We start from the raw sequence: 13,381 nt of genomic DNA, 5'->3' as shown, positions 1-13,381 counted from the left end.
ATTTCATATGTATATAATTTTATGTTTTGGTCATATGGAATCGTATAAAAGTAAATTTATCCACGGTTGGTATAAACTTTTTAGCTTTTATACTTATTTCATATGTATATAATTTTATGTTTTGGTAATAAGGTATCCCCATTATATTCATCCAGTTTGGTCTCGGCTTAGCCGAGATGGGGATTTCATATCGATGTTTTTATGAGAATATCTTATCGATGTTAATCAAAGGTAGTTAATTATTAAATAATTAGAAATTATGAAGGAAGGATAAAAAAAAACCTGGATTTTAAACAAATCCAAGTTTTTATATATTTAATATTTCGAGAACTGTTGAAAGTTTTTATTTTATCCCCAGTTTTTTCTTCAATTTAGAAGGTACTGCATCTTTATGCATCATTACGGATATAGATTTTAGCTGCAGATAGGATTCCGAAAAATATACATTCCCGTTGTGTCCCTGTCCTTCTGTTCCCCATGAATTTTTAACTCTGAAATACAAAGTGCCGTTTTGATCTTTTAACAGTCCGGTAATGTGCATTAAGTGGTCGTCGGTTGTGTTGAAATTATTAAATTCCTGTTGGCGGAATTCAGGGGTAATTATTTTCTCAGTGACCGGAACTTTAAATAAAATTTCTTTTTCTTCTTTATCCATTTCATTTAAATCCATTGCAGGAACAATAGCCATACCTTGTTTAGAAGAGAATGTTTTTTCTGAAACATCTGCATCAATGGCAACAGAATATCCTTCTTTTAGTGCGTGTTCAATCAGGTTCTGATATTCTTTTAATTCTAAATTGTAATAAGAGCCATTTGCCCAGTTGTCGGGAATGTTAAGTACTACCTGTGAGTTGTAAGGATAGGATTTAAATGATGTAAACTGAAGATAGTCGTCAGGGTTAATTTTCAAAGCATCCCTAAACGAAGCAGGAGTATATTCTTTACCCTCAAATTTAAACGATTCAGGTATCTCACCGAGGTAAGTATCTAAAACAGCTTCAAAGCCTTTTAGCCATATAGAAGATAACGAGCCGCTTTCATTTTTAGTGACAGCATTTACATATCCCTCTAAAACTGATGCAAGCTCAGAGTGATCGTATCTGTTTTTATTTACAATTTTTCCCTGATATGCTTCTTCGGTAATTAAGCCGTGTTCCTTTATCACTTTCATCACGTCGTGATTTAAGCTTCCTTCGCTAAACTGAGCCTTGCCCTGACGACCGACATAGTTTTTTGCTTTTTCGGGATAAACCATTCTCGCATTGTACATTTCGGATAAATCAACCGATTTTCCGCTTATTCTCAATATTTCAGATTCTATAAATGAAGATGTGGAAAAGCTCCAGCATGTTCCTGTTCTTCCCTGACTTTTTACTTCTGTAGCATCTAAATCAGCAATTGTTTCGAATGTATATCCGGGTGTAGTGCCTCTGGCAGTTATGTTTTCAGCCGGTGCCTTGCTCTGGGCATAAATAGATAAGGAGAAGGCCAGGGCTAAAAGTGAGCTTATTGTTTTCTTCATATGATTGATAATTTTTAAAGGGCAATAATAATGATTTTAGATGGTTAATTATGCCGTGTTTACTATAAATAAAAGTTTAGGTCCGTGTTGGGAGTTTTAAAATAAATTGTGGATTAGCCGTTTATTTCTAAATAGCACTAAATGTTAAATGGAACTAACAAAATATTTATATAATGTAAAATTAAAATAGCAATATTTATATTTAATGTTAAATATACTTAACAAAAATATTTATTAATGTTAAATTGAATTAACAAAATAATTTATTTATTGTTATATATAATTAACAAAAATTATTGTTAATGTTAAATATACCAAACAAAAAATTGTATATTTGTTATATCAGAATAACAATATGGAAGCTTTATACAAAGATTCGCACAGGAGATTATCACGAACTTCGATGAAGTTCATGAGATATCTATTGGATGAAATAGACTGGAGTAACAGGTTAATATCTATCACCGGAGCCCGTGGAGTTGGGAAAACAACACTAATATATCAGCACATAAAAAGAGATTTGGATAAAGATCATAAAGTCTTATATGTGTCTTTGGAGAACCCATATTTTTATAATCATACTATTGTTGATTTAGCAGAAGATTTTCATAATAGTGGAGGCAGGTATTTATTTTTGGATGAAGTACATAAATACAAAAACTGGTCGCGTGAGGTTAAATTTGTATATGACAGTTTTCCTGATCTAAATATAGTTATTACGGCTTCATCTATTCTTGATATATATAAGTCCGAGGCAGATTTAAGCAGAAGGGCTGTTAGTTATAGATTGGAGGAGTTGTCATTACGCGAGTATATAGAGTTAAAATCAGGTGTAAAATTACCTTCTTATTCTTTGAAGCAGATACTTAAGAATCATCAGAGTATAGCAGAGGAGATTTTGGGTAAAATAAAACCTATTTATGAGTTCGATAATTACAATAAATATGGGTGTTACCCTTATTTTAAGGAGGGACTTGGCTCATACTGGGAAAAGATAATCCATACAATTCACCTGATTGTTGAAGTAGATCTGATTGGGATCAAGGGTTTTGATTATTCTCTTATTCCGAAATTAAAGAAGTTTCAGTATATGGTTTCTACCAGTCTTCCTTTCACACCAAATATCACCAAGATAAGTGAGAGACTGGGAGTATCAAGACCTACTTTGATAAATGCTATCAGGTATCTGAAAGAGGCCGAATTACTTATTTCCTTACATAAAGAGTCACGTGGGATTGGTGTATTGACTAAGCCTGATAAGATTTTTGTGAGAAACTCTAATTTAATGTACGCTTATGTTGGTAATGGCAATAAGATAGATGTTGGTGCCATGAGAGAAACATTCTTTGCAAATCAGGTAGGGATCAGGCATCGGCTTACTGTTGCTCCGAAGGCCGATTTTGTTGTTGACGATAAGTATACTTTTGAAGTTGGAGGCAGGAATAAAGATAAATCACAAATAAAGGGTATTAAAAACTCCTTTTTGGTCAAGGACGATATAGAAGTGGGCTACGGAAATGTTATTCCCTTGTGGTTGTTTGGGTTTATGTATTAATGATCTAATGACTTATTGAGGAAATGCTTTTGGATACATTTATTATCTCACTCTCTCACTCTCTCACTCTCTCACTCTCTCACTCTCTCATTCTCTCACTCTCTCACTCTCTCATTCTCTCATTCTCTCATTCTCTCGTTTTTTTAAGTTTTCTGTGGTTTCTTCTTAACGGAGGGAAATAGAATATTGTTTAAAATTAGTCTGTATCCCGGTGAGTTTGGATGATTTTTTAGTTCGGTCTTAGGGTCGCCAATTTTGTGTTGATAATCTTCCGGATCGTGACCGCCGTAATATGTCCACATGCCTTTTCCCAGGTTGCCGTGTATATATCGGGCTTCATTAATACTTCTGTTTTCACCCATTACCAGAACATTCGATTTTATATACTCTTTATCAAATGCTGTAGTCTGTCCCATAAATCCTTTAATAACTTTTTCGTGATTTTGAGTGAGAATTGTTGGTACAGGATCCCACTTAGCTGAGAATTCGAAAAGCATGAAATAATCCTGTTCTTTTGATATTTTTCTTTTGTTGGAAGTGTCAATACTCGAGAATTCGTATTCTCTTGGATTTGTGATCAAAGAATAGTTTTCGAAGGCAAAGCCCTTTTCGAAGTCTATCTTGTTTTGGTATCCCGGGCTGCTGTCATCTCCGTCGAACATTGGTTCGCAGATATCCTGTCCTTCAGCCGACAGTGCTATGTCAAAGGTTTCGGTAGCCGAACACATGGCAAACATAAAGCCTCCTCCGATAACAAATTCCCTGATTTTCTTTGCAACAGCCAATTTTTCTATTGAAACCTTGTCGAAACCGAGTTTGTGTGCTCTTTGTTCCGATTCTGACTTTCTGTTTACATACCATGGGGCATTTTTATATGCGGAATAGAATTTTCCGTATTGTCCTGTAAAGTCCTCATGATGCAGGTGTAACCAGTCATAGATTGCGAGCACGTCGCTTAATACTTCTTCGTCGTAGATAATATCATAGGGAATCTCCGCATAAGTCAGGGCCATTGTAACCGCATCGTCCCAGGGCATGTTGTTTTTTGGCGAATATACAGCGATCTTTGGCGCTTTTTGGAGTTCCAGTGCATCCATATTTTGCGATGGACTCTTAATTGTTTTTATCAGGCTTTCGGCTTCAGAGTCATTTAATTCAGAGAAGGAGACCCCTCGTACAGAACATTCTGTAATTACATTTTCGTTTTCCTTTAATAAAAATGCGCCCCCTTTGTAATTTAGCAACCACCACGATTCAATATTATTATCGATAGCCCAATAAGTAAGGCCGTAAGCTTTTAGATGGTTTCTCTGGGTTTCATCCATGGGGATTATGATGAATCCTGCTATTGCAGGTTTAAGCGACAGGAGAAATAAGATACTTATTATTTTAAATACTCTCATTTAATAAAAGTAAGGTATTGAGTATTTATCTAAAAATAATTAATGTGATTTGTTTCCTTTTTTTGATGTTTATAGTATAAATAATAAATAGACCTTAAAAACCAAGAAGTGCACAGTTAAAATTAACTATGCACTTCTTTATATTTAGGATAACATTGATATTTGAAATATCAATATTCTTGTCTGTTAGTAGATCTAAAACGGAGCACTATTATCAAATGGATTGAATTCTTCACCAGGATCTGCTCCAAATGCATTATCAGGAGTTTCGGGTAGGATATTCTGATTCATACTCGATTCAAATTCACCTCCGCCAAAGCTTTCTTCCAAATCGGTAAAGGTAATCTGTGATCCGATAAACTTCAATCTTACATCTTCCAGCGATCCGTTACGGTGTTTAGCGATGATCAACTCTCCCTGACCTTCTGTTGGAGTACCATCTTCCCATTCAGCAATATCGTAATACTCGGGACGGTATATGAACGAAACAATATCGGCATCCTGCTCAATAGCTCCTGATTCACGTAAATCGGACAATAACGGACGTTTGTTTCCTCCCCTTGTTTCAACCGCACGCGATAACTGTGAAAGTGCAATTACAGGGATGTTCAATTCCTTTGCAATGGCTTTAAGGTTCCTCGAAATCATTGAAATTTCCTGTTCCCTGTTTCCACCACTACCACCTGCAGTCATCAACTGAAGGTAATCGATAATAATTATTTGTATATCGAACTGAGATTTTAATCGTCTTGCTTTCGCTCTAAGGTCGAAAATTGAAAGAGCCGGTGTATCATCAATAAATATCGGGGCATTTTCTAAGGTTTTCACCTTAGTGTTTAATTGTTGCCACTCGTGTTGTTCTAAGTTTCCTTTTTTTAATTTTTCGGACGAAAGGCCAGTTTCACTGGAAATAAGACGAGTAATTAGCTGTACATTCGACATCTCCAACGAAAATATAGCAACCGGTAAATCGTATCTGATACCTATATTTTTAGCCATGGAAAGTACAAAGGCAGTTTTTCCCATACCCGGACGGGCAGCTATAATAACAAGATCGGCAGGGTGCCATCCGTTAGTTACTTTATCTACTTTGGCAAAGCCTGAAGGAACTCCCGAAAGACCTTCTTTCTGTCCCATTTCCTGAATTTTCTCTACGGCCTGACGAACAAGGCTTTGAGCAGTTTCGGCTCCTTTATTAAAGTTACCGTTTGTAATTTCGAAAAGCTTGTTTTCAGCTCCGTCTATCAGGTCTAATACATCAATAGTCTCATCGTAGGAATCTTTTATTATTTCTCCGGAAACCCTGATAAGTTCACGTTGAATATTTTTTTGAATAATAATTCTGGCATGGAATTCAATGTGCGCAGACGAAGAAACTTTTTGCGATAGTTGTACAAGGTAATAATCACCACCTGCCTCTTCGAGCTTGCCTTTAGTTTTTAACTCATTCGATACTGTTAAAATATCGATAGGCTGAGTGTTTTCGAAAAGACTTAATATGGCTCTGAAAATTTCCTGGTGGGCAGGTTTATAAAAAATTTCAGGACTAAGTATGTCAATAACTTCATCCAAACCTTTTTTATCAATCATCATTGCTCCAAGAACTGCTTCTTCGAGATCCAAGGCCTGAGGTTGTATTTTTCCTTTAGCCAGATTAACTACATTAGCATCACTAACTCTGACACTACGCTGTTGATGTTGAGTATTTTCCATGAGACAAAAATATAAATAGACTGGAATAATTATATATCAAAGTGAGATATAAGTTATTCACAATGTATTGATAACTATGTTGTTTTTGTTAATAAGTATGTTGTAAATGATTAGGCGAAAAAATAACCTTCATGCTGAGTGCTAAGTTTTTAATAATAAACTCAGGTATCGGCATGAAGGTTATTAAATTATGTTTCTGATCTTAACTTCTCAATTCGGCACCGAATTGTTTTTCGAATGTTTTAAGAAGTTTAGCCATTATTTTATCTACAACTTTGTCGACTAATGTTTTGTCGCTATCCTGAAGAATAAAGCTTACGGCATATGATTTTTTACCTTCAGGAAGTTTATCACCTTCGTAAACATCAAACAGGTTAACATCTTTCAGAAGTTTTCTTTCACTTTGTAAGGATGCATTGTATATGTCGGCAAATTTAACTTCAGAGTCAAGTAACAATGCCAAATCTCTTCTCACTTCAGGGAATTTAGGAAGCTCACGGAATTTAACATCGGTTTTAGATCCTAATGAAATTAAATTTTCCCAGTCGATATCGGCGAAGAAAACATTCTGCTTTATATCGTTTTCTTTAAGTAGTGATTTTTTTACAACACCAACTTCGGCCAGTTTAACTTTTCCTTTTAATAGTGAAACTCCCTCCTGGAATATATCAGAAGAAGATGGTTTTTGTTTTAATTCAGTAATTCCGAATTTTTCCAGAATATTTGTAACAACAGATTTTAAATAGAAGAAATCGGTTGGTTTTGATGTACCGTTCCAGGATTCTTCACTTTGGTTTCCTGTTGTGAATATTGCCAGGTGTTTTTTCTCGTTATATCCCGACTCGAATTTGTGATAAGTTTTTCCGAATTCGAATAACTTAAGACTATTTCTTTTTCTGTTTATGTTATGAGAAATTGATTCCAGTCCGCCGAATAATAAAGACTGACGCATAACTTCAAGGTCTGATGAAAGCGGATTCAGGATAACAACATTGTGGTCGTTATTCAGTGTTTCAACACTTTCGGCATACTTTGCTGTAGTAAGTGAGTTGGCCATCATTTCGTTGAAGCCCATCGACGAAAGCTGATTTGAAATAACCTCAGTTGTTCTCTCAACATTAAATCCTTCGGTGAACGAAATTGAAGAATTAAGTTTTGTTCCGAAATCAACATTGTTGTATCCGTAAACTCTTAAGATGTCTTCGATAATATCTGCTTCGCGGGTTACATCGTTTCTGTATGCCGGAACAATTAAATCAAGACCTTCTTCGTTTTCATTCTCGATAGTCATTTCCAAGTCTGTCAGAATAGACTTAATCATTTCTTTTTCGATCTTCTTCCCGATTAAGCTGTCAACTCTGTCGAAGTTTATTGAAACTTTGAAGTCTTCAATCTTCTCAGGATATTTATCGAAAATTTCTGAAGAAACCTTTGCTCCTGCAACCTCTTCCAGAAGAAGACAGGCTCTTTTTAAAGCAAAGATTGTGATGTTAGGATCGATTCCTCTTTCGAAACGGAAAGAAGCATCGGTACTCAAAGCATGGCGTTTCGATGTTTTACGAACCGAAACAGGGTTGAAATAAGCACTTTCGAGGAAGATTGAAGTTGTACTTTCTGAAACTCCTGATTCATTACCACCGAAAACACCACCGATACACATCGGCTTTTCAGTATCGCAAATCATTAAATCTTCTTCGTGAAGTTCTCTTTCAACTTCGTCAAGAGTAATGAATTTAGTTCCTTTTTCAACTGTTTTTACAACAACTTTGTTTCCTGTAATTTTTGCAGCATCAAAAGCGTGTAGTGGTTGTCCAAGTTCGTGAAGAACATAGTTTGTAACATCCACAACATTATTAACCGGAGTTAAGCCAATTGCTTTTAAGTGGTTTTGCATCCACTCCGGCGAATCCTTAACTGTAATATTTGTAAGAGATACACCTGCATAGCGAGGTGCTCTTTCTGTATTTTCTACTTCAACTTCGATAGGTAAATCGTTGTTGTGAATTTTGAATTCTTCGACAGAAGGAAGTTTAAGGTCGAAATCAGCATCATATCGCCTCAATCCGGCCCACAAATCACGTGCAACACCGAAGTGGCTCATTGCATCGGCACGGTTAGGAGTAAGTCCGATCTCTATCATAAAATCACTTTCGATATTGAAAACTTCGGCTGCTTTGGTTCCTGATATTAAATTTGAATCCAAAACCATTATTCCGTCGTGACTGCTTCCAAGTCCCAGTTCATCTTCGGCACAAATCATACCCAGCGAAACCTCGCCGCGGATCTTACCTTTTTTGATTTTAAATCCTTCGTCACCATCATATAAAGTTGTTCCAACAGTTGCAACAGGAACTTTTTGTCCGGCAGCTACGTTTGGCGCACCACATACTATCTGTACCGCTTCGCCATCACCTAAATCAACAGTAGTAACACTGAGCTTGTCGGCATTCGGGTGTTTCTCACAAGTAAGAACCTCACCAACTACAATACCTTTAAGGCCACCTTTGATCGATTCAATTTCTTCTACTCCTTCAACCTCAAGTCCTAAATCGGTTAGTAATTCGGCAGCTTTTTCTACTTCCCAGTTAACGTTCAGGTACTGTTTCAACCAGTTATATGAAATCTTCATATGAATAATGAATTTATTTGTATCGATATCCGAATAAAATATTTCTGATATCTATTTAATGTCTAAATTTTTACAGCCCACAAAAGTAAAACAATTTGAATAAAACCTACAGCTTTACAAGGGTTTTTTAGCTTGCCTATAAACGGTTTTGTCAGAAAGGTGCGAAATATTTTATTGAGTAGGTTTTTTGGACCCATGATAAGGCTTTCTCGTATGGATTTTTTCGTAAAATGTATTCGTATTAGTAATAATGTGAGGCTTCCTGTTTGAAGGTAGTACATTCCTGTTAATCACGGATTGAAAAAAAGTTTGCGGGGAAAGGCAAAACCACTTACAGGAAGCTGTTTTTTTGTTACAGGAAGTGGGCAAGCTGTAACAGGACACAGAAACTCTTAACAGGAAGCATTGCCGAAACAACAGGAGTCTGGGAACTAGTTACTAGTTGCTAGTTGCTAGTTACTAGTTACTAGTTGCTAGTTGCTAGTTGCTAGTTGCAAGGTAAAATAGTGCATTTTTAAATTCAATTGGTTTTACTTAATTCTAAAAGTTTTAAGACTGTTTTCCAATTTCTTGTTGTAGCTGATACTTTTAACTTATTCTCAAAAAAATTATTAGTCAGTTTTGACTGATGGTATTTTCCATCACAAAAGATGAAAACATTTTTATCATTGATTACAAACTTATCGGGGCTATAATCATAGGCTTCTGTTTTTAACCGGTTTTCTAAAGATGGTTTTTCTTTTAGAAATGTTAAGTGTAGTTTTTTTACATCAATCTCCTTTTCCTGATAAAATGAATTGCTTAAGATTACTTGTTCCAATTCACTTACTTTTCTTATAATCACCGGAACATCAAATTCGTATTTTTCTGAAATAGCATTTTCAATTCTTTGTGAAATCTCATTGTCGGTAATTTCTTTTATTGAACTAAAAATAACATTACCACTTTGAATATAAGTTTTGATATCGCAGAACTCCAAATCCTTAAACAGTACTTTTAAATCAGCCATTAGAATTTTCCTTTTTCCACCAACATTTATAGCTCTCAATATTGCAATTCTTTTTATCACTTTGTTTTTTATTAAATGTACTAATTTGGTATTATACCAAATAAAGATCAAAATGCACTATATCTTTTTCATCTAATCCATTTTCACTTCATTTAAAATTTATTCCGTAGCCCTGCTATGCAAGAAATTTTAAATTTGTGAAAAAGAATTATATTTCAAATCTAACAGAGCATTCTGAAATTCATTTGGTATTATTGTTTTGCCATTTTTGTTTCAAAAAAAACTGGCTTCATCAGTATATGATGAAGCCAGTTGTAATTTATAGTAAGTTTTTTTCTATTATACTGATAAGTATAAGTTTAAAATTGATAAGGCAGCAATAATCCACATTAACCAAGATACTTCATTTGCTTTTCCAACAGAAAGTTTAAGCAATGCGTATGAAATAAATCCGAACGACAGACCTATTGATATACTAAAAGTCAGGGGCATTAATATAATTGTAAAGAATGCCGGAATAGCTTCTGTGAAATCGCCGAAGTTAATCTCTCTGATGTGTTTAAACATATAAACTCCAACAATAATTAATGCGGGAGCAGTAGCGTAAGCCGGCACTATTCCAATAAGAGGAGCAAAGAATAAAGCAAGTATAAATAATCCTGCAGTTACTACAGAAGCAAAACCTGTTCTTGCACCATTCGCTATACCCGAGGCAGACTCAATATATGTAGTAGTTGTACTTGTACCTAATAAAGCTCCGGTTACAGAAGCAACCGCATCGGCTTCAAGAATTTTGTCAACATGCTCAACTTTTCCATCCTTGTCAATAAAACCGGCTTCGTAAGAGCAGGCTACAATTGTTCCTACAGAATCGAATAAGTCAACAAACATAAAGGAGAATATCGCACCGATCAAACTATAACTCAATGCCGACATAATATCGAGTTTAAATAATAATGGTTCTATAGAAGGCGGGAGCGATACAAATGATTCGGGAGCCTGAATCTGACCAGCTGCCAATGCAATTAAAGTTGTAATAATTATACCGTAGAAAATTCCTCCTTTAACTTTTCTCACTTCAAGAACAGCAGTGATAATTAAACCTGTAATTCCAATTAAAAGGGTAGGAGTGAATTTTCCTAATCCAACCAAAGTATCAGGATTATCTACAACAAGTCCCATGTTTTTGAACCCGATAAAGGATATAAATAACCCAATACCTGCTCCTACTGCTAAACGCAAAGAGACGGGTATTGTATGGATTATTTTGGTTCTGATTCCGGTGATAGTTAATAAAAGAAATATTAGCCCTGAAATAAACACAACTCCTAAAGCTGTTTCCCAGCTCACACCGTTTCCAATAACCAAAGTATATGTGAAAAAAGCGTTTAATCCCATTCCGGGAGCCATAGCGTAAGGAACTCTGGCCCAAATACCGGCTAATAATGTACCAATTACAGATGCAGCAATAGTTACTGTGATTAACGCACCTCTATCCATTCCGGCATCGCCTAAAATACCCGGGTTTACAAATATTATGTAAGCCATAGTCAGGAAAGTTGTTGCCCCACCAATAATTTCTTTTTTATAAGATGATTGGCGTTTTTCTATTTCAAAGAAACTGTTTAGCATTTATGATATATGATTTATCCCTTCGACTTCGCTCAGGGCAAGGATTTATGATTTGTGAATTTGTCGGAGGGTTAGTCTGTTTTTTTAAGATTATCGTAAAACAGTTCCCCGTTTATTTCTACGTACACTCTGTAATAGCCGGTTTCAAGATCGGAAAAATCAAGACTGTAGTAAGAGTTTGTAAATTCCTGTTCAATTAACACTTCTCCAACAATATCATCGGCAGTGGCAGGCATGTTAGTGCTAACAGATGCTCTTTTGTTGAATTCGGCTTTTGTTACCACGATTTTTTTAAGCACTTCGGGCGATGGATTATTGGTGTAAATGTTGCATATATGTCTAAAAGGGTTAGGGTAGGAGCCTATGCTGATTTTGTATTCGGGGTCGTTGATTCCGTTGTTGAGTTTTACATTTGGTTCTTCTACCATTCCCATTGCGTTGCCTGATGCATCTCTGAGGTAGTATCCCGTTATAACAGCTGTGCTTTCGCTTTGTTTGCCACAGCTGCTGAATAGTACAGCAAATAAAAGTAAGGCTGCGCTAATAAATTTCGTCATAAAAGATAGTTTTGTAAAAGAAAATAATTACTGATTTATTGGCGGCTAAAGTAAATATTATCAGAATTGTGTATAAATAAAAAGCGTATTTTTTTTGAGATACTAATAATGAAAACATAAATATCATTTCTAATAATGATAGTTATTGCGGGTTAAAGAGTTTGTATTGTAATTAATTTTTTTTACAGTTATGATTAAAACCATTAATTGTTTAAATAGTATTACTGAGGTTTGTTTACTAAATACCTCACAGGAGTAAAACCGTATAATAATTATAATTATCTACGTATGCACTTGCAGTATACGTGTGTATTTATTATTTTTACACGTAAATATTTTTAACATGGATACAAAATTGACTTTAAGTGTTGACAAAGAAATAATTGAAAAGGCAAAAGAATATGCAAAATCTCAAAAAGTAAGCCTCTCAAAAATTATTGAATCTTATTTGTCTGCATTAACATCACATAGATCGAAAGAAATAGAAATTACTCCTTTTGTTGAGAGTTTAAGTGGTGTCATTAAACTTGACAAAAACTTTGACTACAAAAAAGACTATACTGACTTTTTAATAGAAAAATACAAATGAGTAAATTACTAATTGACACAATTATTGTTATTGATCTTTTAGCAAAAAGAGGTGAGTTTTACGACAGCGCTGCTAAAATTTTCTCTCTTGCAGATAAACATAAATTAAAATTAACAGTCAGCTCTCTTACTTTTGCGAATACAAATTATATTCTCTCGAAAATGAAATCCGCAGATGGTGCAAGAGATATTCTAAGAAAATTTAAAATTCTTGTTCGAATATTGTCACTTGACGATAAGGTTGTTGACTTAGCATTAAATGATGAAGGGTTTAAAGATTTTGAAGATGGTATACAGTACTATACTGCTCTCGAGAATAATCAAGATATTATTATTACAAGGAGTTTAAAAGATTTTAAAAATTCAAAAATTCCTGTAATGACCGCTGAACAATATTTAACATCTATTGACTAATTAGCTCAGCTTTCTAAGTTCGCATACACGCCATATCAAAAAAAACTTAGCGAAACAGCAAAGAAACGATAACCAATAGCTAACTATTTCAAACTAAAAAAATAATTTAATCCAAAAAAAACTCAATAGCAAACTCTATCTATCGGCAAATTTATGAGGCAGGGAAACAAACGTAGAATGAGTCCTGGTGTAGGATACATTGGATTCGGAAATAAAACATCGGTTTTTACAAGAAAACCTAGAATTCCTTTTAAGAAAATAAAAGGTATCTACGATATTGAGTTAGAAACGAAAGAGTCTAAAAAATCAGCAGGAAATAGGACCTTTAAAGAGCTAACCGAAAAAGAGAAAATTGAGAT

General features: G+C 34.8%; 11 protein-coding genes. 4 read left to right on the top strand and 7 right to left on the bottom strand.

Annotated features, from left to right (window positions below; all coding sequences use genetic code 11):
- Window positions 1–343 precede the first annotated feature (343 nt).
- Window positions 344–1,522 carry a C1 family peptidase gene (locus ABFR62_09385; GenBank protein MEN8138635.1) on the bottom strand — a complete coding sequence of 393 codons (1,179 nt, stop codon included), beginning with the start codon at window positions 1,520–1,522 and terminating at the stop codon, window positions 344–346.
- A 355-nt stretch (window positions 1,523–1,877) separates the two neighbouring features.
- Between ABFR62_09385 and ABFR62_09380 the strand changes: the two genes are divergently transcribed.
- Complete coding sequence (locus ABFR62_09380; protein ID MEN8138634.1) at window positions 1,878–3,077, top strand: AAA family ATPase; 1,200 nt, start codon at window positions 1,878–1,880, stop codon at window positions 3,075–3,077.
- 143 nt (window positions 3,078–3,220) lie between these two features.
- On the opposite strand, the gene ABFR62_09375 is transcribed toward ABFR62_09380, so the two are convergent.
- The 6 genes from ABFR62_09375 to ABFR62_09350 form a co-directional block, all read right to left on the bottom strand.
- Window positions 3,221–4,480, bottom strand: a complete 1,260-nt coding sequence (locus ABFR62_09375; GenBank protein ID MEN8138633.1) for an asparagine synthetase B — start codon at window positions 4,478–4,480, stop codon at window positions 3,221–3,223.
- Window positions 4,481–4,675: 195 nt separating this feature from the next.
- Entirely contained in the window at window positions 4,676–6,193 is a 1,518-nt protein-coding gene (dnaB, locus tag ABFR62_09370; GenBank protein MEN8138632.1) for a replicative DNA helicase, read from the bottom strand.
- Window positions 6,194–6,395: 202 nt separating this feature from the next.
- Window positions 6,396–8,822, bottom strand: coding sequence for a phenylalanine--tRNA ligase subunit beta (gene pheT, locus ABFR62_09365; protein ID MEN8138631.1), 2,427 nt, complete (start codon window positions 8,820–8,822; stop codon window positions 6,396–6,398).
- Between the two features lie 520 nt (window positions 8,823–9,342).
- Window positions 9,343–9,891: a DUF1697 domain-containing protein gene (locus ABFR62_09360; protein MEN8138630.1), complete on the bottom strand. Its 549-nt coding sequence runs from the start codon at window positions 9,889–9,891 to the stop codon at window positions 9,343–9,345.
- Between the two features lie 279 nt (window positions 9,892–10,170).
- On the bottom strand, window positions 10,171–11,463 hold the full coding sequence (locus ABFR62_09355) for an NCS2 family permease (protein MEN8138629.1): 1,293 nt from the start codon (window positions 11,461–11,463) through the stop codon (window positions 10,171–10,173).
- A 71-nt stretch (window positions 11,464–11,534) separates the two neighbouring features.
- Window positions 11,535–12,020, bottom strand: coding sequence for a hypothetical protein (locus ABFR62_09350; protein ID MEN8138628.1), 486 nt, complete (start codon window positions 12,018–12,020; stop codon window positions 11,535–11,537).
- Window positions 12,021–12,363: 343 nt separating this feature from the next.
- On the opposite strand from ABFR62_09350, the gene ABFR62_09345 reads away from it, so the two are divergent.
- The 3 genes from ABFR62_09345 to ABFR62_09335 form a co-directional block, all read left to right on the top strand.
- The gene (locus ABFR62_09345) at window positions 12,364–12,609 is read left to right on the top strand and encodes a DUF6364 family protein (protein MEN8138627.1); all 246 of its coding nucleotides are present in this window, start codon (window positions 12,364–12,366) and stop codon (window positions 12,607–12,609) included.
- Complete coding sequence (locus ABFR62_09340) at window positions 12,606–13,022, top strand: PIN domain-containing protein (GenBank protein ID MEN8138626.1); 417 nt, start codon at window positions 12,606–12,608, stop codon at window positions 13,020–13,022. The genes ABFR62_09345 and ABFR62_09340 overlap by 4 nt, the downstream gene beginning before the upstream one ends.
- Window positions 13,023–13,175: 153 nt before the next feature.
- Window positions 13,176–13,381 (top strand): hypothetical protein (locus ABFR62_09335; protein MEN8138625.1); only part of this gene is annotated, 206 nt, incomplete at its 3' end.

The organism is Bacteroidota bacterium (assembly GCA_039714315.1).
GTDB lineage: Bacteria > Bacteroidota > Bacteroidia > Flavobacteriales > JADGDT01 > JADGDT01.
This window is presented reverse-complemented; position numbering and strand designations above follow the sequence as displayed.

Coding starts and splice junctions, on each gene's coding strand:
- ABFR62_09385 (MEN8138635.1), bottom strand. CDS start 1,522: ATGAAGAAAACAATAAGCTCACTTTTAGCCCTGGCCTTCTCCTTATCT.
- ABFR62_09380 (MEN8138634.1), top strand. CDS start 1,878: ATGGAAGCTTTATACAAAGATTCGCACAGGAGATTATCACGAACTTCG.
- ABFR62_09375 (MEN8138633.1), bottom strand. CDS start 4,480: ATGAGAGTATTTAAAATAATAAGTATCTTATTTCTCCTGTCGCTTAAA.
- dnaB (MEN8138632.1), bottom strand. CDS start 6,193: ATGGAAAATACTCAACATCAACAGCGTAGTGTCAGAGTTAGTGATGCT.
- pheT (MEN8138631.1), bottom strand. CDS start 8,822: ATGAAGATTTCATATAACTGGTTGAAACAGTACCTGAACGTTAACTGG.
- ABFR62_09355 (MEN8138629.1), bottom strand. CDS start 11,463: ATGCTAAACAGTTTCTTTGAAATAGAAAAACGCCAATCATCTTATAAA.
- ABFR62_09350 (MEN8138628.1), bottom strand. CDS start 12,020: ATGACGAAATTTATTAGCGCAGCCTTACTTTTATTTGCTGTACTATTC.
- ABFR62_09345 (MEN8138627.1), top strand. CDS start 12,364: ATGGATACAAAATTGACTTTAAGTGTTGACAAAGAAATAATTGAAAAG.
- ABFR62_09340 (MEN8138626.1), top strand. CDS start 12,606: ATGAGTAAATTACTAATTGACACAATTATTGTTATTGATCTTTTAGCA.